This is a genomic window from Microbulbifer jejuensis (genome assembly GCF_047289955.1).
Lineage (GTDB): Bacteria > Pseudomonadota > Gammaproteobacteria > Pseudomonadales > Cellvibrionaceae > Microbulbifer.
On record NZ_JBLBUB010000017.1, the window covers coordinates 68,363 to 89,512 of the forward strand.

The 21,150-nt window shown below is 54.8% G+C and carries 21 protein-coding genes and 2 pseudogenes; 14 read left to right on the top strand and 9 right to left on the bottom strand.

Annotated features, from left to right (window positions below; genetic code table 11):
- The first annotated feature begins 68 nt into the window (after positions 1 to 68).
- Positions 69 to 743 (top strand): SRPBCC family protein, encoded by a 675-nt coding sequence (locus ACL7TT_RS12520; protein WP_299942273.1) that lies wholly within the window; start codon positions 69 to 71, stop codon positions 741 to 743.
- Between the two features lie 221 nt (positions 744 to 964).
- On the opposite strand, the gene rluB is transcribed toward ACL7TT_RS12520, so the two are convergent.
- From rluB to ACL7TT_RS12545, 5 genes and pseudogenes are all read right to left on the bottom strand, one after another.
- The gene (gene rluB / locus ACL7TT_RS12525) at positions 965 to 1,822 is read right to left on the bottom strand and encodes a 23S rRNA pseudouridine(2605) synthase RluB (RefSeq protein ID WP_413395837.1); all 858 of its coding nucleotides are present in this window, start codon (positions 1,820 to 1,822) and stop codon (positions 965 to 967) included.
- The gene (gene scpB / locus ACL7TT_RS12530; RefSeq protein WP_413395840.1) at positions 1,819 to 3,000 is read right to left on the bottom strand and encodes an SMC-Scp complex subunit ScpB; all 1,182 of its coding nucleotides are present in this window, start codon (positions 2,998 to 3,000) and stop codon (positions 1,819 to 1,821) included. The genes rluB and scpB overlap by 4 nt, the downstream gene beginning before the upstream one ends.
- Before the next feature lie 200 nt (positions 3,001 to 3,200).
- Positions 3,201 to 3,980, bottom strand: a pseudogene (locus ACL7TT_RS12535) (segregation and condensation protein A); the annotation flags it as partial.
- 159 nt (positions 3,981 to 4,139) lie between these two features.
- Positions 4,140 to 4,763, bottom strand: a complete 624-nt coding sequence (locus ACL7TT_RS12540) for an L-threonylcarbamoyladenylate synthase (RefSeq protein ID WP_299942267.1) — start codon at positions 4,761 to 4,763, stop codon at positions 4,140 to 4,142.
- Between the two features lie 85 nt (positions 4,764 to 4,848).
- On the bottom strand, positions 4,849 to 5,766 hold the full coding sequence (locus ACL7TT_RS12545) for a PHP domain-containing protein (protein ID WP_413395842.1): 918 nt from the start codon (positions 5,764 to 5,766) through the stop codon (positions 4,849 to 4,851).
- 252 nt (positions 5,767 to 6,018) lie between these two features.
- On the opposite strand from ACL7TT_RS12545, the gene ACL7TT_RS12550 reads away from it, so the two are divergent.
- The 7 genes from ACL7TT_RS12550 (at position 6,019) to rlmB (ending at position 10,935) form a co-directional block, all read left to right on the top strand.
- Positions 6,019 to 6,744 (top strand): VC0807 family protein, encoded by a 726-nt coding sequence (locus ACL7TT_RS12550; protein WP_299942262.1) that lies wholly within the window; start codon positions 6,019 to 6,021, stop codon positions 6,742 to 6,744.
- Between the two features lie 46 nt (positions 6,745 to 6,790).
- On the top strand, positions 6,791 to 7,090 hold the full coding sequence (locus tag ACL7TT_RS12555) for a YciI family protein (protein ID WP_413395844.1): 300 nt from the start codon (positions 6,791 to 6,793) through the stop codon (positions 7,088 to 7,090).
- A gap of 35 nt (positions 7,091 to 7,125) precedes the next feature.
- A complete protein-coding gene (locus tag ACL7TT_RS12560) occupies positions 7,126 to 7,806 on the top strand; it encodes a TIGR04211 family SH3 domain-containing protein (protein WP_413395846.1) in 681 nt (226 codons plus the stop codon).
- 128 nt (positions 7,807 to 7,934) lie between these two features.
- Complete coding sequence (locus tag ACL7TT_RS12565; RefSeq protein ID WP_413395848.1) at positions 7,935 to 8,516, top strand: peptidylprolyl isomerase; 582 nt, start codon at positions 7,935 to 7,937, stop codon at positions 8,514 to 8,516.
- Between the two features lie 12 nt (positions 8,517 to 8,528).
- Positions 8,529 to 9,287 carry a pyridoxine 5'-phosphate synthase gene (locus tag ACL7TT_RS12570; RefSeq protein WP_413395850.1) on the top strand — a complete coding sequence of 253 codons (759 nt, stop codon included), beginning with the start codon at positions 8,529 to 8,531 and terminating at the stop codon, positions 9,285 to 9,287.
- Complete coding sequence (locus tag ACL7TT_RS12575) at positions 9,287 to 10,156, top strand: Rossmann-like and DUF2520 domain-containing protein (RefSeq protein WP_413395852.1); 870 nt, start codon at positions 9,287 to 9,289, stop codon at positions 10,154 to 10,156. Before ACL7TT_RS12570 ends, ACL7TT_RS12575 begins: the two co-directional genes overlap by 1 nt.
- Positions 10,153 to 10,935 carry a 23S rRNA (guanosine(2251)-2'-O)-methyltransferase RlmB gene (gene rlmB / locus ACL7TT_RS12580; protein ID WP_413395854.1) on the top strand — a complete coding sequence of 261 codons (783 nt, stop codon included), beginning with the start codon at positions 10,153 to 10,155 and terminating at the stop codon, positions 10,933 to 10,935. The genes ACL7TT_RS12575 and rlmB overlap by 4 nt, the downstream gene beginning before the upstream one ends.
- 546 nt (positions 10,936 to 11,481) lie before the next feature.
- Here the strand turns inward: rlmB and ACL7TT_RS12585 are convergent.
- Both ACL7TT_RS12585 and ACL7TT_RS12590 read right to left on the bottom strand, forming a co-directional pair.
- Positions 11,482 to 11,871, bottom strand: a complete 390-nt coding sequence (locus tag ACL7TT_RS12585) for a hypothetical protein (RefSeq protein WP_413395856.1) — start codon at positions 11,869 to 11,871, stop codon at positions 11,482 to 11,484.
- 155 nt (positions 11,872 to 12,026) lie between these two features.
- A complete protein-coding gene (locus tag ACL7TT_RS12590) occupies positions 12,027 to 12,695 on the bottom strand; it encodes a lytic polysaccharide monooxygenase auxiliary activity family 9 protein (protein WP_413395857.1) in 669 nt (222 codons plus the stop codon).
- A gap of 552 nt (positions 12,696 to 13,247) precedes the next feature.
- On the opposite strand from ACL7TT_RS12590, the pseudogene ACL7TT_RS12595 reads away from it, so the two are divergent.
- Positions 13,248 to 13,463 (top strand): annotated as a pseudogene (locus ACL7TT_RS12595) (IS3 family transposase); the annotation flags it as partial.
- 114 nt (positions 13,464 to 13,577) lie between these two features.
- Here the strand turns inward: ACL7TT_RS12595 and ACL7TT_RS12600 are convergent.
- Entirely contained in the window at positions 13,578 to 14,273 is a 696-nt protein-coding gene (locus ACL7TT_RS12600; RefSeq protein ID WP_413395859.1) for an SDR family oxidoreductase, read from the bottom strand.
- Between the two features lie 126 nt (positions 14,274 to 14,399).
- On the opposite strand from ACL7TT_RS12600, the gene ACL7TT_RS12605 reads away from it, so the two are divergent.
- From ACL7TT_RS12605 to ACL7TT_RS12620, 4 genes are all read left to right on the top strand, one after another.
- Positions 14,400 to 14,648, top strand: coding sequence for a DUF3301 domain-containing protein (locus ACL7TT_RS12605; protein ID WP_413395861.1), 249 nt, complete (start codon positions 14,400 to 14,402; stop codon positions 14,646 to 14,648).
- 281 nt (positions 14,649 to 14,929) lie between these two features.
- Positions 14,930 to 15,997 (top strand): saccharopine dehydrogenase family protein, encoded by a 1,068-nt coding sequence (locus tag ACL7TT_RS12610; protein WP_413395862.1) that lies wholly within the window; start codon positions 14,930 to 14,932, stop codon positions 15,995 to 15,997.
- Between the two features lie 356 nt (positions 15,998 to 16,353).
- Complete coding sequence (locus ACL7TT_RS12615) at positions 16,354 to 16,716, top strand: phosphatase PAP2 family protein (RefSeq protein ID WP_299946778.1); 363 nt, start codon at positions 16,354 to 16,356, stop codon at positions 16,714 to 16,716.
- Positions 16,713 to 17,786, top strand: coding sequence for an MJ1255/VC2487 family glycosyltransferase (locus ACL7TT_RS12620; RefSeq protein ID WP_413395865.1), 1,074 nt, complete (start codon positions 16,713 to 16,715; stop codon positions 17,784 to 17,786). The genes ACL7TT_RS12615 and ACL7TT_RS12620 overlap by 4 nt, the downstream gene beginning before the upstream one ends.
- Before the next feature lie 278 nt (positions 17,787 to 18,064).
- On the opposite strand, the gene ACL7TT_RS12625 is transcribed toward ACL7TT_RS12620, so the two are convergent.
- Entirely contained in the window at positions 18,065 to 18,967 is a 903-nt protein-coding gene (locus tag ACL7TT_RS12625) for a zinc metalloprotease (protein ID WP_413395867.1), read from the bottom strand.
- 1,286 nt (positions 18,968 to 20,253) lie between these two features.
- On the opposite strand from ACL7TT_RS12625, the gene ACL7TT_RS12630 reads away from it, so the two are divergent.
- Positions 20,254 to 21,150, top strand: coding sequence for a M90 family metallopeptidase (locus tag ACL7TT_RS12630; protein WP_413395868.1), 897 nt, complete (start codon positions 20,254 to 20,256; stop codon positions 21,148 to 21,150).

Below are 21,150 nucleotides of genomic sequence, written 5' to 3' on the forward strand. Positions count from 1 at the left end.
CCATGCCTATCGTCAACCGTCCTTGGCGATCACCATATCGCACGTACAAATAACAAAAGGGACCCGCTATGCGCTGGATATTCTATATTCTGATTTTTCTGGTACTGTTGCTGCTCGCCGGTTATTTGTTTCCCCGCGAGGTGATGCTGGATCGCAGCATTTATATCGACAAACCACCCCAGGCTGTTTTCCCCTACGTCAACAACTTCCGCAAATTCAACAGCTGGTCTCCCTGGCGACATGTCGATCCCTCAGTGCAATACCAGTACAGCGGACCTGAGCAGGGGGTCGGTGCTGAAATGCGCTGGCACGGCGAGGATTCCAAGGCGGGTAGCGGCACTCAAACCATTACCGCAAGCGATCCGGATACCCTGGTGCGCACCAAGCTCAACTTTGGCGATGGCACCCAGGCCTTGGCGGAATTCCAGCTGCAGCCACAAAACGGCGGCACACAGGTGACCTGGCGCTTTAGAAGTGACACTGGCGGCGGCCCAGGGGAGCGCTGGATGGGCCTGGCGGTGAAGAAGATGGTGGGCCAATCCTACGAGGAAGGGCTTGCGGAATTGAAAAATCTGCTGGAAACCACCACCAGCGCACCAGGGCCTGCCAGCGACACAACCAACTCTGTCTCGGATATTCCCTCGGATGTCGATGATGCCATGGGAGCCGGCCCTCAGGGTGTGCCCTCGGCAATACAGAACCAGCAGCAGGAAGAGGCCGGAGAGACATCGGAAAACGAATAGAAGCCCAGACAAGCCAATACATCCGCTTAGCTTTTTGCGTGGATAGAGAATGGAACACCAAGTGCGCCCCACCGGTCTCAGGCCGGCGGGGGCCTTGAAAAACACGTCGCCCTGTGTACATGCACCGTTATTTCACCTGCAACCATCAACTGGGCCACAGAAAACGGATTGAACTGACGGGATAATATTAGCCCGGTCAAAAAACCCGCAGCTTTCCGGCCTTACGATTTCCCTCTGCGCGCTGGCGGCAGCGAGGACTTGCGCAGCTTGCGGCGTTGGCGTTCCAGGGTCGACTTCTCTCCCTGGGTCAGCGGGCGCTGACCCAACTTGGGCAATCCGGCGGTAACACAAAGATCGTCAATCTCCCGGGGCTCCATCTCAATCCACTGGCCCACGCACACATGAGAGGGAATAAAGACACTGCCATAGCGCACCCGTTTGAGACGGCTTACACGCACCCCCTGCGATTCCCATAAGCGGCGCACTTCGCGGTTGCGCCCCTCCATCACCACACAGTAGAACCACCGGTTCCTGCCCTCGCCGCCACTCTCCACAATATCGGTAAAGCGCGCGGGGCCGTCATCCAGCAGTACCCCCTTGAACAGGCGCTGCTTCATATCGCTGTCCACATTCCCCTGAATACGCACCAGGTATTCACGATCGATAACCGAGGACGGGTGCATCAGCTTGTTGGCCAATTCGCCGCTATTGGTAAACAGCAGCAGGCCACTGGTGTTGAAATCCAGCCGTCCGACAGAGATCCAACGGCCGCTCTTCAAGTGCGGCAGTCGGTCGTATACTGTGGGGCGTCCCTCAGGATCCTGACGGGAACAAATCTCACCAACCGGCTTGTTATAGAGTAAAACCCGGCAGCGATTTTCCTCCGTCGAAGGCAGGCACCGGCCATCAAACTCTATGCGGTCCCGCCCGGTCACACGCTCGCCGAGTTCCGCCACCTGACCATTCACCGTCACGCGACCGGCATTGATCGCACGCTCCATCTCACGGCGCGATCCGAGGCCGCCGCGCGCCAATACTTTTTGCAATTTTTCGCCTGTAGGCGAGATACCATCATTCATGGGGTGGTGTTTTCCACTTGCGCTACTTGTTCGGAATCATCACAGGCTCCAGCATCCCCTTCAGCCCCAGTTTCTGCAGCTGACTCATCCCTGTTACTGCCATCAGCGCCGATGCTGTGCGCAGGCGGCATCGCCGCCAGAGAATGTGCTTTGCGCTGTGGTTCTTCGGAGCGGTCATCGTCGCTTCCGTCCCCTGCCTCTTGGGCAGTTGGCGTTTCTGCTTTTGTTGGCACAGCATCAATGTCAACAAGCAATGCCTCTGGTGGCGTTGCTGCAGGAGCCTGTATAGCCCCGGTCTCCATTTCAAGGGCTACCGCAGACGCCGCGGCCTCAACAGGGTCCTCCGCACCCTGTCTTTGCGCGGTCTTTGCATTGGTGCGCAATCGGCTCTCGGGCAGGGTCTCAAGGGGGGCTACAGGGGCCGCAACCCCTGCCTCAGCCACAATTTCCTCGGCCAGCGCCGTAATCAGGGCGTCGTCAGCCCCGCCCTCACTGCCGGTCCCTTCAGGGGAGTTCCCCGGATCGTCAGAAATTCCCTCCCCAGCCGTGTCTCGCCATTCAGCGGCCACTTTATCCAGTTCTACGCATTCACCCCCACCAACACCAGCGGACGGGCTATCCTGATTCGGCCCTTGGTTCAGATTTCCTAAATCGCGAATTTCCGCCAGTGTCGGCAGTTCATTCAGGGAACAGAGATTGAAATAGTCGAGAAATTCTCGGGTAGTTGCATAAAGAGACGGTTTTCCTGGCACATCGCGCTGGCCAACCACTTTGATCCAGCCCCGTTCAGACAGGCTCTTGACAATCTGGGAGCTGACTGCGACACCGCGGATTTCTTCAATATCACCGCGGGTTACGGGCTGGCGGTAGGCGATGATGGCCAGGGTTTCCAGGGTTGCACGGGAGTACTTTTGCGCTTTTTCCTCCCACAGGCGGTTCACCCAGGGCGCTAGGTCCTCGGGCACCTGGAAGCGCCAGCCACTGGCCACCTTCTTGAGCTCAAACCCGCGCCCGGCACAGCTTTGCGCTATATCTTCCAGTGCCTCTCTCAAGGTCACCCTGGAGGGTTGCTCCTCCCCATGCAACAGCGACAACAGTTTTTCCTCACTCAGGGGCTGCTCCGCCGCCAGCAGCGCACCCTCCAGGATTCTGTGCAGTAATTCCGATGCGATTGTCATCTCTTCGTTTCTAGCTCTGGTCCTTCACGGACATTTTCCATGGTTCCCGCTAATACTGTTTCCTGGGACACCGCCAACCCGGCCGCTCTCGGTTTGCCGGCTTCAGGATTCGCTTCCCTTCCGGCGAGCCTCTCACCCCCGCCAGTTTCACCCTCCTCTCCGCCTTCAGCATCCACAGCATTTTCGTCGCTGTGACCCGCGGCGCGCACATGAATGGGACCAAATGCCTCATTCTGGACCAGTTCCACCAGGGATTCCTTGACCAGTTCCATCACCGCGAGAAAGGTGACTACAACCCCGAGGCGCCCTTCTTTCACGGTGAACAAACTCACAAAAGGCACAAACTGGCGGTGGCGCATCTGTTCCAGAACCTGGGTCATACGCTCGCGGGTAGACAATTTTTCCCGTTCTATCTGGTGGTTTTCAAACATATCCGCACGCCGCAGCACATCCGCCAGTGCCACCAGTACCTCCTTGAGATCCACCTCCGGGTCCGGGCGGGTACTATTGCGGTCGGGGCCATCGGCACTAACCGGGTGAACATCGCGGCCTATACGCGCAATTTCGCCCAGCTCTTCCGCTGCGGTCTTGAACCGCTCGTATTCCTGCAGGCGGCGGATCAGTGCCGCACGGGGATCTTCACCCTCTTCCTCCTCTACATGCGGGGGGCGCGGCAAGAGCATACGGGATTTGATTTCCGCGAGCATCGCCGCCATCACCAGGTACTCCGCTGCCAGCTCGAAACGGATCGCCGTCATCATTTCCACATACGCCATATATTGACGGGTGATGTCTGCGACATTGATCTCGAGAATGTCCAGGTTCTGGCGCCGGATCAGATAAAGGAGCAGGTCCAGAGGCCCTTCAAAAGCCTCCAGGACCACTTCCAGAGCATCTGGCGGAATAAAGAGGTCTGTCGGTAGATCGGTAAAAGCTTCTCCCTGTACCAAAGCCAGGGGCACCCCCTCCGGGCTGTCCATAAGGCCGGCGCCGGGCTGCGCAGGCGACCCGACCTCACCCGCTGCAATACCGGCGAATTCCCGCTTTTCCCTATCGGCTGCCAGCGCTTTTGCTTTATTGGACACCCTGCCCCGCCTTTAAAAGTGCAAACGTCCAATTATACATCAGCACGGCTTCAATCAGCCCAGCATCCCGCCAATAGCGCCACACCCATGGCGAACCAGCCGAGCTTTGTCCCCGGTAAGATCAATGACGGAAGTCGCCTCCAGTCCGCAAAAGCCCCCGTCTATCACCAGCTCCACCTGATGCTCAAGCATATCGCGGATATCGTAAGGATCGGTGAGCGGTTGCTCGTCGCCGGGCATAATCAGACTACAACTCATCAGGGGCTCGCCCACCGCCTCAATCAAAGCGAGGGCAACCGCGTTGTCCGGGACACGGATGCCGATGGTTTTGCGCTTTGGATGAATAAGGCGCCGAGGCACTTCCGTTGTCGCCGGCATAATAAATGTATAGGGGCCCGGCGTATGATTCTTTAAAAGACGGAACATCTGGTTATCCACTTTTGCGTAAGTGGCCAGCTCTGAGAGATCCCGGCACATCAGGGTAAAGTTATGCTGTTTGTCCAGTTGGCGCAGTGCGCGAATCCGCTCCACCGCCAGTTTCTCCCCCAAACGGCACCCAATCGCATAAGCCGAGTCCGTGGGAAAAACGATAACGCCTCCACGGGTCACAATGTCAGCGGCCTGACTGATCAGACGCCCCTGAGGATTTTCCGGATGAATCTGAAAAAACTGCGCCACAAAAGCCCCCCAAGCCTTTACTGAATGGAAAAATTCACAGCGGATACACACAAGCCCACCAGAGGGCTCAGAGCCCGCTACGCGATCAGAGCGGCGGCGTATGGCTCTGCAAGTCCCGGTGCAGAGTGTGCCACAGATTCCACACCGGCTCGACGCCTGGCGGCAGACGCACACAGCCCAACTCCCGCCAGGCTTGCCCGGGCTGATGGAAATCACTGCCCAACGAAGATGGCGGCACGGGTCGCTGCGCGGCCTTCGCCCCCGAAGTAATCAGGGTGCTCAGTTCCCTGGTCTGCACCGGATTCTGACGGCCGCAAACCAGCTCCAGCGCATCTCCATCACTGCGCAAAAATTCGCTGATCAGGCGCAGCAACTGCGTGCGGGTCAGACGGTATTTAAGCGGGTGTGCCAGCACAGCACAGCCTCCCGCTGCATGGATGGCGTCAATAGTCTCGGCCAGTTGTGGCCACTCGACCCGCACATCGCCCACCTTGCCTGCCCCAAGATAGCGTTTGAACGCACGCGCAGAATCCGCCACATGTCCCACCTCCACCAGCCAGCGGGCAAAGTGCGGGCGACCCGGCACAGCACTCCCGGCAAGCGCGCGAGCGCCCTCCAGAGCCCCGTGAAAACCGCACTGATGCAGTTGCCGCGCGATCCGCTCGGCGCGCTCACAGCGCAGCGCCTGGCGCAACTCGATGGCCCGCTGCAAGGGCTCCGAAGCCGGTTCGATATTGAGCCCTAAAATATGTATCGGGCGCCGCCCCCAGAGCGTGGAAAATTCGATGCCTGCCACCACGGCAATACCCGCCTGCACACCGGCACACTGTGCCTGTGCCACACCATCGACTGTATCGTGGTCGGTGAGCGCCATCAACGTCACACCCAGAGACTTAGCTCTCGACACCAGTTGTACAGGACTTAAAATACCATCCGAGGCGGTACTGTGACTGTGCAGATCGACCAGATCTGTATTTAGGTCTGTTGAAAGGGTTCTCAACAACAGGGCTCCCACTCGGTTTGCAAGGAATAATGGCGCAGAATGCGTTATTTTGGAACAATCAGCCGACGCGGATGTCTCACCCGCACCTGGCGTTTTCATGGATAAGGCCCGGACCTGGAGTCAGCCAATGGCGGCACCAAAGGCCCGGAGTCTGACAGCAGTATTGTCAGTGGGGAAGTATTTTGTACAGACAGGCCATCCCGGCATGACTGGCCAGGAAGCTTCCAGCGGGCATTATCACCGGAATTGAGTATGACCGAAACGAATTCGACCACGCCAGCACCCCGCCCAAAGCCCGAGAAGAAAGAGGGCTTGCTGGGCAACCTGCTCCTGAATATTGTGATCCCCACCCTGGTGCTGACCAAACTGTCCGGCGATGACTGGCTGGGCACCAAGTGGGCCCTGGTCGTTGCACTGGCCTTTCCCCTGGGCTATGGATTGCGCGATTTGATTCGCTCGGGTAAGGTCAATTTTTTCTCGGCGCTGGGCATTATCAGCATCCTGCTCACCGGCGGTATCAGCCTGCTGGAGCTGGACCCGCAATATATCGCCATCAAGGAAGCCGCCATCCCCGGCCTGCTGGGTATAGCCACTGTCATCTCCCTCTATACCCGCTGGCCACTGGTTAAAACCCTGTTGTATAACGACCAGATTCTGGATACAGCAAAGATTGCTCAGAGTTTGGCAAGTAAAGGCAACCAGGGGGCATTCGACCGCGCGCTGCAACAGGCTTCCTGGATGATCGCAGGGTCCTTTTTCCTATCCTCCGCCCTCAACTACCTGCTCGCCAAAATGATTGTGCAGAGCCCTCCCGGCACCGAGGCATTTAATCAGGAGCTGGGCAAAATGACCGCACTCAGTTACCCGGTAATCGCCTTGCCGGCAACCATTATTTTGATGCTGGTGCTCTTCTTTCTGTTTTACCGCATCGGCAAGCTGACCGGGCTGAAACTGGAAGAGGTGATGATCGCCCGATAATCCATAGATTGTTTTTTACAACCAACAGACAAGAGCATAAATATCGATGTGGTACGCCATCATCAGTGAGGATGTTCGCGACAGCCTCCCCCTGCGCAAAAAAGCGCGAGCGGGTCACCTGGCCAGACTCGACCACCTGAAAAACGTGGGCCGCTTGCTGGCCGCGGGCCCGCATCCGGCTATAGACAGCGAGGAGCCCGGCGAGGCAGGATTCAGCGGCAGCCTGGTGATCGCTGAATTCCCGTCTCTGGCGGATGCCGAGGCCTGGGCCGGCAGCGACCCCTATCTCGAAGCCGGTGTCTATGCCACGATGACCGTCAAGCCGTTCAAGCTTGTATCGCCCTGATAAACACTACCCTACAAAGCAAAAGCTTGACCAAAATGAAGAATTTACTGCCCTATCTGCTCACCGCCGCACTGCCCATTGCGGCACCGGCGACCCTGAGCGCAGAGACCCGCTATATCACCGACCTTTTGCATGTACCTGTGCGCTCGGGCATGGGCAACGAGTTTCGCATCCTGCACCGCGGCCTACCCAGCGGTACCCAGCTCGAACTCCTCGAAGACGTACCCACAGAAGGTTGGGCGCGCATCCGCACCCCCAAAGGCACTGTAGGCTGGGTGAGGCGCCAATACCTGATCCCGGAACCCGTGGCAAAGCTCAAACTGGCTCAGGCCGAGAACAATCTGGCCCGCTTCGAACAGATGGAGGGCAACCTGGGCGGGGAAGTTCGACGCTTGGAGGAGGAAAACGGTCTTCTCGACACCTCCCTGAATTCCGCCCGAAAACAGAACCAAACGCTGACCATTGAACTGAAAGCACTGAAAGCCCTGTCTGCGGATGCGCTGAATCTCAACGAGCGCCACCAGAAACTTTTGCACCAATACGAACTGCTCAAGCAGGAAAAGACCATGGCAGAGGCCGAAATCCAACGCCTTTCCGGCAGCGAGTCCCACAAATGGTATCTGTACGGCGCCCTGTCTGTGGGGCTGGGCGCTCTGCTCGCGATGATCGCACCCCATATGCGCCCCCGTAAGCGTCATACCGAGTGGGCAAACTGATCTCCCCCTGTGGCTCAAAAATCGCATACTATAGGCTCTCGGGGGCCGCGTTTCGGCTGCTCCCGCAATTCACCACATCTACTGCGCTGTTGTATCGCAAGTTGGGCAAACCCATAAGGACAAGGACGATGCGTAAACTCTCTGCTTTTCTTCTCTGTACACTGCTTACACTGCCCGCACTGGCGAAAAATCCCCAGGTGGCGATTAAAACCGATTTGGGTGTGATCCGCGTCGAGCTCTTCTCCAGCGAAGCGCCCGTCACAGTGGAGAACTTCCTCGCCTATACAGATAGTGGTTTTTACAACGGGGTTATCTTCCACCGGGTGGTGCCGGGATTCGTGATCCAGGCGGGTGGCTTTACCTTTGATTTTCAGAAGAAGGAAACCCGCAATGCCATCGCCAATGAGTCCGCCAGTGGCCTGCAAAACCTGCGCGGCACCCTGTCTATGGCCAGGACCGATGATCCGCACAGCGCGACCTCCCAGTTTTTTATCAACCTGGTGGACAACCCCCGCCTCGATGCCGGCGTGAACAAGCCCGGTTATGCCGTATTCGGCAAAGTTGTGGAGGGCATGGATGTTGTGGAAAAAATCGTGCAGCTGCCCCGCGGCCTTCATCGCCAGTATCCGAGTGCACCGAATACGCCCGTGCGCATCCTCGATGCCAGGCGCATTGACGCCGGCGACAGCACCGCTGCCAACAAAAGCTGAGGAGAGCAGGCTTTGATAGCGCTCAGCGTCAATCTCAACAAAATTGCCCTGATTCGCAATGCCCGGGAGGGCAACTTCCCCGACGTGACCGCCCACGGCCGGGTTTGCCTGGACGCCGGCGCCCAGGGCCTGACCGTGCACCCGCGCCCGGATCAGCGCCATATCCGCCCCGGCGATGTGCGCGACCTGGCTGCCCTCTGTCGGGAGCGACAAGACACGGAGTTTAACGTAGAGGGCAACCCCTTTGCCAAACCCGCAGGCGACTACCCGGGCTTGATGGCACTGGTGCTGGAGACCCTGCCGGAACAGTGCACCCTGGTTCCGGACAGCAGCGACCAGCTGACTTCTGACCACGGCTTCAATCTCAAGCTCGACAGCGCGCGCTTGTTGCCCCTGGTTGCAGAACTCAAAAGCGCCGGTATCCGGGTCAGCCTGTTTATGGACCCGGACCTGGAGCAGATCAGCCTGGCCAGGGATGTGGGCGCGGACCGCATTGAACTCTACACGGGTCCCTATGCACAAGCCGTCTCCGTACAGCACCGGGATATGAACGACATCTTTGCGGCCCACTGCGCCGCGGCAGAACACGCCCGCCAGCTGGGCCTGGGTGTCAACGCGGGCCACGACCTGAACCTGGTCAACCTGCCCCGTTACCGCACCCTGCCTGGGCTGCAGGAAGTCTCTATCGGCCATGCCCTGACCGTGGATGCCATAGGCATGGGATTGGAGAACGCGGTAAAAGCCTACCTGAACTGCCTCGCCGGCAACTGATGCAGACCCTCAATATTATTGGCGCGGGCCATTTGGGAAAGACCCTCGGACGCCTATGGCACCAAACCGGCCTGTTTCGGATTCAATCCATCCATAATCGCACCCTGCGAAGTGGTCAGGCTGCACGGGAATTTATCGGCGCAGGGCGAGCTTGCGACACTTTACAGTCCATGGCTGAAGCCGATTACTGGCTGATCGCCTGTCACGACAGTGAAATCAGCGCCCTTGCCGAACACCTCTCCAAGAGGCCGGACAACCGCGAAGGGACTGTCTTTTTCCACTGCAGCGGCGCGCTCAGCTCCGAAGTGCTCGACAAACTGCGCCCGTCCTCTATCGCCAGTGCTCACCCGGTACACAGCTTTGCCGACCCATTGCGCTCTCTGAGCAGTCTTCCCGGCAGCAGCGTGGCGCTGGAGGGGGACGGCCCTGCAACCTGTGCGCTGGGAGACGCCTTCAGCGCGATCGGCTGTAAAATTATTACCATTGAAGCCCGGCATAAGTCCCTCTATCACGCGGGCTCGGTGATCGCCTGCAATTACCTCACTACATTGGTTGACCTCAGCCTGCGCAGCTTTGCCGCAGCGGGTATTGAGCGCAGCAGCGCGCTCAAACTGCTAGAACCGATCGTACTGCAAACCGCACAGAACAATATGACACTGGGGCCGGAAAAATCCCTCACCGGCCCCATTGCCCGGGGTGACCTGGAAACCGTGACCACACAGATGGAAAACCTGGTCTCAGTAGACCCTCAACTGGCGTGCTGTTATCGCCATCTGGGCCTTGCCTGTGTAGCCCTGGCACGGCGCGGACCGCTGTCGGAGGAAAGTGCGTCCAGATTGATCGCATTGCTGAGTGAGCCATCACAGTGAAAGACACCCCTGAATATCTGAAAAAAAAGGCCTTCTACAACAGCCTACTGACCATTTATGGGCGCAAACCCGTACTGGAAGCCCTGCAGAACCCATCCCTGCCGGTGCATAAGCTGCACATGGCGAGTAGCAACCAACGTGACCAAATAATCAGCCGTATGGAGGCACTGGCAGAGGCGCGCCATATCGAAATTGCCCGCTGGGATCGCAAGGGCCTCTCCCGCATCTCCAAGAACGCCCGCCAGGATCAGGGAGTGGCGCTGGACCTGGCCCTTCCCCACTACGGCACCTGCGACGCCTTTATTCTCCAGCAAAGGGCCAGTGCCGAAAAAGCGCATTATGAACTGCTGGCACTGGATGGTATTACCAACCCGCAAAATCTGGGTATGATTATCCGCTCCGCCTGCGCCGGTGGTATGGATGGTATTATTCTGCCGCGCAAGGGGTGCGCCCAAATAGACCCATTGGTGATCAAGGCCAGCACCGGCACTCTGTTCAAAACCCGTATCCTCCATTGCGACACCCTGGCGGATGCCCTAGGAAATTTCCGCAAAGCCGGCACCACAATCTTTGGTCTCTCCTCCCACGGACCGATAACACTGGCAGAGGTCACCGGCAAAGCACCCAGGATTTTTGTGCTGGGCAACGAAACCCACGGGGTTTCCGACGACGTGGCAAAGCAGTGTAACCGCCTGTTGCGCATTCCTATGGATAACGAAGTGGAGAGCCTGAACGTGGCGGTAACCGCCGCGCTGATCAGTTTTCGCGGGCAACTCTGACGCCTTCAAGATGACTACTCAAGACCGCCTGGCCAACTGCAGTTTACTCACATCCCCTGACCCTTATGGCTACCTCCTGGCGGCAAACGCCCCACCTCTGCGCCCAGGGCCGGCATCTACCACCCATAGCCCACCACCTGCGGTGTCCACCGGCCGGGACCATTCACAGAATCTGTAGATATCTCTGTGATTAACTGTGCTGTACAGGGCGCCAAGGCCCATGGTTGCGGGATTTTTACAGTCTGAAGAAAAAATAGCCAAGGCAGAAAATACTCAAAAAAACAACAAGTTATGAAAACAACTCTGGGTTGCCCTGGGGGTTCGAAGGGCTGGTGGAACGGGACAAGAGAAAGTGTTACTGCTGTGGAAAGTGGAACAGTTTTCAGGAAAAATACGACGATGGGGTGCTCAACACCCCGTGTCGATCCAATTGGCACGGTGTTCACTGGAATAATTGGTTTTTCTGCAGCCTGGTAGGCCATGGCCGCTCCCACAGGCGCTCACGAATATTGATTTCATTTACCTTTCTTCCTCCGAAGGGTACCCTTAGCACTTCACAGTAAGCTTACAAAAACAAACAGAATACCCACACCCTCTTTCCTTGCCTCTTCGTCGATTAACTACCAAATTGCCGGAATCTCTTCGGCGGCTCGGCTTGGTACACTTCGGCAGTCCACACATCCATGGGAAACTGGTTGAGTTTCGCTTTGAGATTGCCGATGCCCGGTTCTCCACCTGCGCAGCGGCCTCCGCGCTACCAGCGAAGGTGGTGAGGCACTTGATCTCGCCGGTCAGGTCGGTCTGCGCTGCCTGTGGGGTGAAGCCCTGGGCTGTGATACCGATCACGCTTATCCACACCGGCTGTGTGCCAGTGTTGTCCCCAATGATCAGTGCCTGGCGGTCGGCGTGGGTCACGATAATCTGCAACCCTTTCATGGGATTTCGTCAAACGGCTTGCAGTGGTAGGCGGCGATATGCGGCGGGCACGGCCACCAAGCCTAACCAACCGTGGGCCTCCACCCCCTGGTGAAGCACAGTGACTGCGCGCGGGTTGCAATGAATACTGATCGAAAGCTGAAAAATTTGATTCGCTAAAAAGATATTATGCCACTCGAAAAAACAATGTCTGAACAGTTGTAAAACCCTTCACCTGCGGGATCATTTCGTTGCCATCTGACATAAAGTATCCCAGTGCCACTTCTTCCAGCAGGTATATTTATATCCATTTCGTAGTAACCATTAATAACGGGCAGGTCGCCGTAACTATTAATGATCTCAAGATCAGACCATTTTAAGCGTTGTGTGGCAGAATCAAATCCAGGTTTACTGAGATATATCCTCCAATAGCTTGGATTGTGTGCTGCCGTTGCCCGAAATTTCAGTCTATGCTGCCCTGTAGCCAATAGAGTTTTTTGCCAGTCTTGCGAAGGACTATCCATGCCCGCCTTGGCTGACGATCCGGCACTGCAAAGATATCCATCAATGACTACGGATTGAACCGCTAAATCGTCATTATAATTTGCAACGTTAGCGGAAAATTCATTTTTTTGCACAAATGGATAAGTGCCCGACTCCAGAAATGCAGCGCGGCATGCTGGGTTAGGAATGGCGGAACCATCTGAGGGGTGCCAATACCCCCCATCTTCGGCACAGAATATTTGTCTAGCTTTGGGAAACTCCGTCCACCCGTGGCTAAACGCAAAGTTTGAAAAGCAAACGATTATCGATATAACTGCCCATAAAACCATTTTAGTTAGCATGTTGTTATCTCCCAGATTTAGTCCTCCGTTAGGATAGCGGTTAACCCGAAAAGCAGTTGAAACAGGAGTTGAAAATTATGCACTCTATCAGGCTAAAGTTAACTGAATCGAATTGACTTATAAAATAAAATTTGTGCCATCTTTTACTATCATTAGCTTCAGACATCCCAAAGCATGAAGACAACGTCACAAGAAGGCAGGGTCTATCCATACTATTCTTGTTTGTTCACATGGGTACTCAAGGGACACCCTCATCCTCCTAATAGCATTTTCCTCCTCCTTGTCACTTAACTATCTCAAAACACTGCGTAGAATGACGACCTCAAAAAATTCGAGCAAGCCCTCTCCACCTCTACTGTGATAAAAATCTTATCAGAGCCAACACCCCCAGACGCTTGAAACCCGTCATGGGGCGGTTTAACAAGCCACTGCTGATTAATGCCAGTTACCAACTTCCAATACGCTGTGCCAGTATCAGTTCCACCATGAAATACACAACCGGGAAGATTCTCAAAACAGTCTGCCACGCATGCCGTGCTCAGCGCTTCAGGAGAGCGATTGCACAAAACCACCTTTTAGGAATTCTATCGGCCATGGCTGCGGCGCAAGGTATACGAATCGCTTGAAGATCTACAGGAGGATCTGGACGAATGGCTTCGGAATTACAATAATGATCGCGCCCATCAAGACAAGAAGTATTGTGGTCGCACCCCAATGCAAACGCTGGAGGATGGCAAAAAGATCTGGATGGCCAAGTTCATGAGCTGACCCTGGCCTGACAGCGCACTCTCTGAAAAATCGGCAACTGTCAGATCAAGTCTGGGTTGCTCCCTATAAATGTATATTTTTCAATGAGCTATATCAAACTTTCTACTCTGACCATCACCAGGGAATCTCGCAGCCATCGTAATCGTAAAAGTGGCCGCTGTAAGTGATATCTGCTTCCAGCAGGATTTTCTTTAGCCCGCCGACACTTTGCTCGGTGGCGATCAATGCCCCGGGCCCGCCCATTGCTGTTTTCACCCAGCCTGGGTGCAGCGCTAGGACCGTGATACCCCGCTCGCGCAGGTCGATCGACAGGCTCTTGACTACCTGATTGAGCGCGGTTTTGGAGGTGCGATAGATATAGCCACCTCCGGAGCGGTTATCGGCAATACTGCCCACCTTGCTGCTCATCATGGCAATGACCTTATGGCCGCTTGCCGCCACATTGTCACAGAAGGTCTCCGACATCATGTAGGGCGCGATGGTATTGGACTCCAGCACCCGGCGCCACTCACTGCGATCCACTTTACCAAAGCGCACCCCCTTGGGACCGTAATAACCGGCATTGTTGAGCAGGATATCGATAGGTTCACCCTTGAGCGCCTCGCCCAGGGAAAGCATTTGTGCCTGATCGGTCACATCGAGCTGGATCAGCTCTACCCGCGGGTGGGCATCCTGCAGGGACTTGAGTGCAGCGGCGCTGTCCAGGTCCCGGCAGCAGGCGAACACCCGCCAGCCATCCCTGGCGAATTGGGTGCACACCTCAAGGCCGATGCCGCGGTTGCTTCCGGTAATCAGTATGGTGCCGGACATTTCAACTCCTTCAATGTTATTCTTGGACAAAGCGATCATAGCAACTGTAAAGCAATGTATTACGCACCAAGTGATATCTTCTGGCTCCTCCTGCTCATTGCAGGCGCCTTCTATGTCTGGACAAGTATGGCGGCGAAGGAACAGGTACGTCGGGCGGCTGCCACGCACTGTCGGCAGTTGGGGGTACAGCTGCTGGATGACACCGTGATGCTGGTGCGAACCCGCCTGAAACGTGACAGACGCGGCCAGATAGCCCTGCAGCGCCACTATGAATTTGAATTTACCTCCACGGGGCAACATCGCTACTCTGGTGTGGCGGTTCTACACGGCCGCCGTATTGAACAGCTGCAATTGTCTCCACACCACCTGAGCTGAGTGGTCATATCACGGAAAACGCGCGCTGTATCAACATGCCCTCTTTTGGCGATAGAATCCCGCTGATTCGGTCTGCAGCGCCCCCCCTGAACGCAATAATTGCACCCAGACACGGACCAATATACCCTGCTATCTCCTGCAACAACCCAACTCAGCCTTAAAAGAATGATGCGCCCGGCAATCAGACCAATCGGGGAAGAACGACGGGCTTGGGGTGAATAGAGCTTTTCAGTTTACCCACTCTGGTATCCGTGAAAGACTGCACACAACAGGGGCGCTCTGTGAACAATAAAAATATTATGATCTACGGCGCTTACGGCTATACGGGCGAGCTTATCGCCCGCGAGGCCGTAGCGCGGGGCCACCACCCAATCCTGGCCGGACGCAATGCACACAAGCTGCAGCTTTTGGCCGACGAACTCAATCTGTCCGCCATGGTCATCCCGCTCGATGCGAAGGAAACCCTTGAGCACAGCCTGCAAAGCATAGACCTGGTGATTCATTGCGCGGGCCCTTTCTCCGCCACTGCCGAGCCGATGATGCGTGCCTGTATTAACGCACACACCCATTACCAGGATATTACCGGCGAAATCGCTGTCTTCGAGACCGCGTACAGCCTCGGGGACAATGCCCGCACGGCTGGAATAGTCCTGTGCCCGGGTACCGGTTTTGACGTGATCCCCACAGACTGTCTCGCCGCAGCCCTGCACACAGCCATACCCTCGGCTACACATCTGGTTCTGGGATTCGATTCGGATTCGAGTTTCAGCCCGGGTACGGCAAAAACAGCCATAGAGGGCCTGGGTATTGGCAGTGCGGTACGACGCAATGGACAGATCCAGGTAACCCGGCACGGACAAGTGACTCGTCGGATCGATTTTGGGCGGGGCACTCAATCCGCCGTTGCCATCCCCTGGGGAGATATCGCCACAGCCTTCTACTCTACCGGCATTGGCAACATAGAGGTCTATATTCCTATGCCTCCAGGGCGGGCAAGAAAATTACAGTACCTCAACGCATTCCGCTGGCTACTGCGCAACAACCGGGTGCAAAACTGGCTCAAAGCAAAAGTCAGTAAATCCCTGCGGGGACCCAATGAGACCTATCGCGCAAAGCACAAAACCTGGATCTGGGGAGAAGTGCGTAATGATCGCCGCGGCGAGCGCAAGGTAGGTCGTCTGGTTACTGCCAATGGCTATGACGTCACCGTTTCCGGCGCACTGGCGGTTATGGAATTTCTGCTCGATTATTCCGGCGATGGTGGCTATTTCACGCCCTCGGCACTCTGTGGTGCCGAGCTGGTGGAAAAATTACCAGGCTCCAGCGCCCTGGAAATCACCAGCAGTTAATCCAAACCCACTTTTCCCTGGATATGGCAGGCGGGATTTTTTCCTCTGGCATCTGCCATTCCTATCTTCTTCTGCCTTTTAACCCCACGGCCTGAAACACCTGCAGGTTGACGTCATTATTTTTCACTTTCCAAGGTTTCACTGTTCTGACATCAATCGGTCAACTCCGTGTAACAAATCATACTTAAGTTTGCGGCATGCGCGGCTTATCGATGAATCTAAAGAGTCTTGATGTGTCACTGGTGCTGTACATGATGGAGCGGGCGTCTCGCCCTCACTCACACAGACACTTTCTCTGGCTATCCAGGTCTGGAGATGGTTGGCTATCCGTATCGGTAGTGGGAAGTTACATCGTCTTGAATACTGCCATTTCGGTGTTTATCGCAGCGTGCGCCGCAGTGACTCTGGAGCGCTCCCTATATTGGGCCATTAAAAATACCACACGGCGGCTACGCCCGGCCCAGGCAATTCCAGGCATGCACACAACCATTGTGGCTTTTGATCGATTCAGCCTGCCCTCTGGGCATACTTCCGCCGCTTTTCTCTTTATCACATTTATGTGCCAGGGAATCAGCCCTGCATGGGGTTTGGGGTATATTTGGGCCCTGGGCGTGGGCGCTGCCCGGGTGAGCCTGGGTGTGCATTACCCTTCAGATGTGTGTGCCGGTGCCATGCTCGGCACTAGTGTTGCACTTATAACGGTTTCTGCCCTGTTATGAAAATACTCTATGGGGTCCAGGCTACAGGTAACGGGCACATTGCCCGTTCCCGCACCCTGGCCAAGGCGTTAGAAAAGTATCCGCAGATACAAATACAGTGGCTCTTCTCCGGTCGACCGCGGGAAAACCTATTTGGAATGGAACCGTTCGGGGATTTCTGGTGGCGCAGAGGTATGACCTTTGTACACCGCAACGGCAAGCTAAAGAGCCTCGCAACCCTGAGGCAATTGCGTCCACTGCACTTTGGGAAGGAAGTTACCGAGTTACCGGTGACTGGCTTTGATGTCATTATCAGCGATTATGAACCCATTACCGCCTGGGCCGCCAAAATCCGTAAAATGCCCAGTGTCGGTATCGGCCATCAGTACGCCTTTCTCCACTCGATACCAATGCCGAGATTCAACTGGCTATTCCACACCATACTGCGGTCTTTTGCCCCCACTAAAAAAAGTCTTGGCTTGCACTGGCACCATTTTGGCAACCCAATACTGCCGCCCATCGTCCCGCCCCAGCGGGAACCGGATGCGGATACTGGCGGGCATATTCTGGTTTACCTGCCCTTCGAAGATCCGGTCCCGATGCTTGAGGCGCTGTCCAGAATTGACCGCCAGTTTATTGTCTACGGTGTAGCGGACGGGCTGGCCGCGGCAGACAATATCCGGCTGAAAGCGCCTTCGACGGTAGGCTTTCAGCGGGATCTGGCCAATGCCAAGGCGGTGATTTGCAATAGCGGATTCGAACTGCTTGCGGAAACCATGGCCCTGGGTAAGCCCATACTGAGCCGCCCCCTCGCCTATCAATTCGAACAGGAGGCCAATGCCAAAGCTCTGGACCAGCTGCAACTGGCGAAAGTTGTCAAACGTATTGATGCCGACAATATCAATGCCTGGCTCCACGCCCTCCCCACGCCGCAGCGTATTCAGTGGCCCAATGTAGCGGAAGCCATCGCACTGTGGATAGCCGATGGCTGCAAACAGAATCCCGCGGAACTGGCTCGGTCGCTCTGGCGCCAGGTGACCCCTGCTCCCACCGAGAGCCCAACACCTCCCGATGGGAAGAGAATACGTTAGAGCCTCCGACCTACCGCACTATACTCTCACCAGCTGCTTTTATTCACTGCTTCTCTACCCGCAAAATGATTGACACAGGCTTGTCACTTACCTTGGCGACTGATGCAAATTGCAAGCAACTTTGTATTCTCAACACCTGTTTTTTATATCGACTCATATAAAGATTCAGAATACTGAAACATTTTACATTTTGAGTGAAAAAGCACTTCCCTGTGCTGGTTTTTATTCCTTTTTATTAAATCCAGAGGCTATTTCAAAAGCATGTATTGAACAGAGCTTTACAGGCCGCGATAAAAACTGCTCTGCTGACTCGCGCGAGTATTCTGCCCTGCTGTGAACTGGAACATGCAGGAGTCATCTGTATAATCCATGAAATTGAATATCGGATCCACGCCTGCCGACCCTGGGCAGGAATCGCGGCCCACCGGGCAACCGAATGCGGGAGAGGCTTCCGCCGGTGTATCCGAGACGAAATCACCGGGATTATTGCAGCCACCCTGGAACGTATGGTAAAGACCGAGCCAGTGACCGACCTCGTGCACCAGTGTGTCACCTTCGTTATACGGCGATGCACTACCACCGGGTAAAGACCCCGTTAGTATAACCACACCATCGTTAACCGGGTTGGATGGATAACTGCTTGGGAAGGTTGCCCAGCCCAAAAGGCCTCTGCCAATATTGGCCACATACACATTCAAATCCGCCGCACCCCCAACGCGTAGAGAAGATTTCATCGAAGATTCAGCGCGGGAACCTGGAGTGACCGTATACCAACTGTTATTTGCGGTTGTGGTAGTGGATACGAGATTAAAGGAAAATGGCGTAGCAGAAAATCCCGAATTCAGTACATTCATCTGGTTGTTGATTTCAGCTTGAGTGAGTGCCCCGTTCCCTGCATTATCTGTAATGACATGAAAATACACATTAACAGTCGCCGGGATAAGCTGCTGGGAATAACCTCCGTCAAGGACGAACTTCTGGCGCAAACTGTTGAAGTATTGTTCCTGTAATTCAGCCTCTTCCACACTGGGATGTTCAGTACCGCAATGGCGCAATATGCTCTCCGTCGACTTGTTCTTTGCAACAGTATCAGCAGACGCAGAAAATGAGAACAATGAAATAAGTAGCGACCCCAAAATCCATAGACTGCGGTAGGAGATTTTTTTATTGAAAGTTATCATGGTTAGTTTTTTCCTAAACCGAAATTTCCTTATATTGCCGCCCTTTTTCATTGGACAGCATCAATTTCCTGGCAGGCTGTAACGACAATCAATAGCGAAACCGTACAGACAAACTTACAAACCAATCGCTGCAAGCTAAAACCAGTGGAGGCCATGAAATACAGGAAGGCTCGTCTATTTGCATCGACGGCCCAGCACGAAAGGTGAACAGGTTGAGAAAACCGATAAATTCACCCAACTGGGCATTGCAAACAATCAGCCTGAGAGGTCTGCCAAATATAAGATCTTTGAATGCAAACACAACGAGAAAACTTGATTTTTTATAACCAGATCACAAATAAATTATCTCCATCGTTATAAGGTGTCGTAAAAAACGCTTTAAGATCCAAAAATACAAACAACAGACAGCTTATAATACATACCAATAAATGAAATAATTGTCAGACCAATTACTCAAGAAATACCTTATCAGCTCGCATATAAGTTATTTTTACTTATTGGAAAATTATTTAGAAATATATCTATCCGGAACAAAACTTACTTTTACTCTAAAAGACATCTTTCAGTAAATAAGCGCTGCATAGAAACCAGGACCTGCCAGTAAGGTAGGGAGGAAGAATACCCCTCTGCCAGGATCGTATTAGGCATGGATGCCGATCACGAGCGTACAGGGATGTATTCACAACGCGTCCTGGGAGAGGGGCATGCTTTCCTTCCGACCTGGTGGTGAGGCGGTTGTTCACAGAGACAGATTTCAAATTGCCTGAAGCAGGCAACCTGGCCTTTAGATTTTAACCCGGTGTCTGCGATCAAAATCGCCTTCTCAGCACCAACCACCACTTTATCTGTAATCCACCCAAAGTCATAACACCAGTTTAAGACCCCCACCAAATACACCATTTTATAGCTCCGCCATTGAAACCATCTATGGCCTCCCAGCGTTTTAGCATCACAAGACGGCTTCTTTCAGGGATACCATGACTAACCAAGCCGTTAATGGCAGATAATACAACGAATTTTCGTTGATTCCGGCCTGAGAGGTTACCGGGGAAAAGCAGGGTAGAAATCGAATTTCAACACCTCGTTAAGGTAATGGATCATGGGGACTGCCTCGGGAAAATGCCATACACCATTAGACGGTATTTTGTACTAGCCCGCCGGATTCAATACACCAACCTTGTGCTTAATAGCAGGATAATTAAAATCAATCCTCGGAGTCAGATCTGATTTGCTACCGGCCTGGACCTCTTTGTTAAAACCGGCAGCGCCTTTTATTGTAAAGGGTCATGTCCAACATGATCCGTGCCAGCCCAAATAACGGCAAGAGTGCCTGTATGACCGTTTTCCTCGCCATCATTCTTCTGGCTCTGGCCGCTTGGTTAGTCCCTTCCTTCTATAATCGCTGGCGCCTGAACTACCGTCGCGCCAAACCACTGAGTGACAAGCAGCTGCAGCTGCTTGGGCAAACACTGCCTCTTTACCCTTACCTGAACCCGCAACAGCAGGCGGAATTGCGGGGAAATATCGCCCTGTTTCTACACGACAAGACATTTGTCGGCTGTGAAGGATTGCAGATCAATGAGAGAATGAAAGTGACCATTGCCGCCCACGCCTGCCTGTTGCTGTTGGGGCGCAAAAATGAATGCTATCCCAGTCTCTACACTCTGCTTCTTTATCCGGATACCTATGTCGCACGGGAAACAAAACGCGAGGGTTATATCGAAACCGCCAAACACAGTGTGCGGGCGGGAGAGGCCCATTACCGCGGTCCAGTGGTATTGTCCTGGGGTGACCTGGAGGAGAATTTGCAGTATCCCGACAGGGGGCACAATGTGGCCCTGCACGAGTTCGCGCATAAAGTGGATGAGGAGGATGGCCGCTTCGATGGCCGCCCCCTGTTCGAACGGGCCGGTGAGGGGGCCAATTGGGCCGGGGTGATGAACAGGGAATTTACCCGTCTGCGCCGGCGGGCCCAATTCGGCAATCTGGCTGACGAGGCGCCCTCAGTGCTCGATCTCTACGGCGCCCAGTCACCTGCGGAATTCTTCGCGGTGGCCACAGAGACCTTCTTCACCATTCCCGTGGCGATGCAGAAACTGCACCCACAATTGTATGGGGAGCTGAGTCATTTTTACCGGTTGGACCCTGCAACCCTGATGAGTGGGAAACCTACCGCTGTTTAG

Excerpts from the sequence above, each read along its gene's own strand:
- ACL7TT_RS12520 (WP_299942273.1), top strand. The coding sequence starts at position 69 with ATGCGCTGGATATTCTATATTCTGATTTTTCTGGTACTGTTGCTGCTC.
- rluB (WP_413395837.1), bottom strand. The coding sequence starts at position 1,822 with ATGAATGATGGTATCTCGCCTACAGGCGAAAAATTGCAAAAAGTATTG.
- scpB (WP_413395840.1), bottom strand. The coding sequence starts at position 3,000 with ATGACAATCGCATCGGAATTACTGCACAGAATCCTGGAGGGTGCGCTG.
- ACL7TT_RS12550 (WP_299942262.1), top strand. The coding sequence starts at position 6,019 with ATGACCGAAACGAATTCGACCACGCCAGCACCCCGCCCAAAGCCCGAG.
- ACL7TT_RS12555 (WP_413395844.1), top strand. The coding sequence starts at position 6,791 with ATGTGGTACGCCATCATCAGTGAGGATGTTCGCGACAGCCTCCCCCTG.
- ACL7TT_RS12560 (WP_413395846.1), top strand. The coding sequence starts at position 7,126 with ATGAAGAATTTACTGCCCTATCTGCTCACCGCCGCACTGCCCATTGCG.
- ACL7TT_RS12565 (WP_413395848.1), top strand. The coding sequence starts at position 7,935 with ATGCGTAAACTCTCTGCTTTTCTTCTCTGTACACTGCTTACACTGCCC.
- ACL7TT_RS12575 (WP_413395852.1), top strand. The coding sequence starts at position 9,287 with ATGCAGACCCTCAATATTATTGGCGCGGGCCATTTGGGAAAGACCCTC.
- ACL7TT_RS12585 (WP_413395856.1), bottom strand. The coding sequence starts at position 11,871 with ATGAAAGGGTTGCAGATTATCGTGACCCACGCCGACCGCCAGGCACTG.
- ACL7TT_RS12590 (WP_413395857.1), bottom strand. The coding sequence starts at position 12,695 with ATGCTAACTAAAATGGTTTTATGGGCAGTTATATCGATAATCGTTTGC.
- ACL7TT_RS12600 (WP_413395859.1), bottom strand. The coding sequence starts at position 14,273 with ATGTCCGGCACCATACTGATTACCGGAAGCAACCGCGGCATCGGCCTT.
- ACL7TT_RS12605 (WP_413395861.1), top strand. The coding sequence starts at position 14,400 with ATGGCGGCGAAGGAACAGGTACGTCGGGCGGCTGCCACGCACTGTCGG.
- ACL7TT_RS12620 (WP_413395865.1), top strand. The coding sequence starts at position 16,713 with ATGAAAATACTCTATGGGGTCCAGGCTACAGGTAACGGGCACATTGCC.
- ACL7TT_RS12625 (WP_413395867.1), bottom strand. The coding sequence starts at position 18,967 with ATGATAACTTTCAATAAAAAAATCTCCTACCGCAGTCTATGGATTTTG.
- ACL7TT_RS12630 (WP_413395868.1), top strand. The coding sequence starts at position 20,254 with ATGTCCAACATGATCCGTGCCAGCCCAAATAACGGCAAGAGTGCCTGT.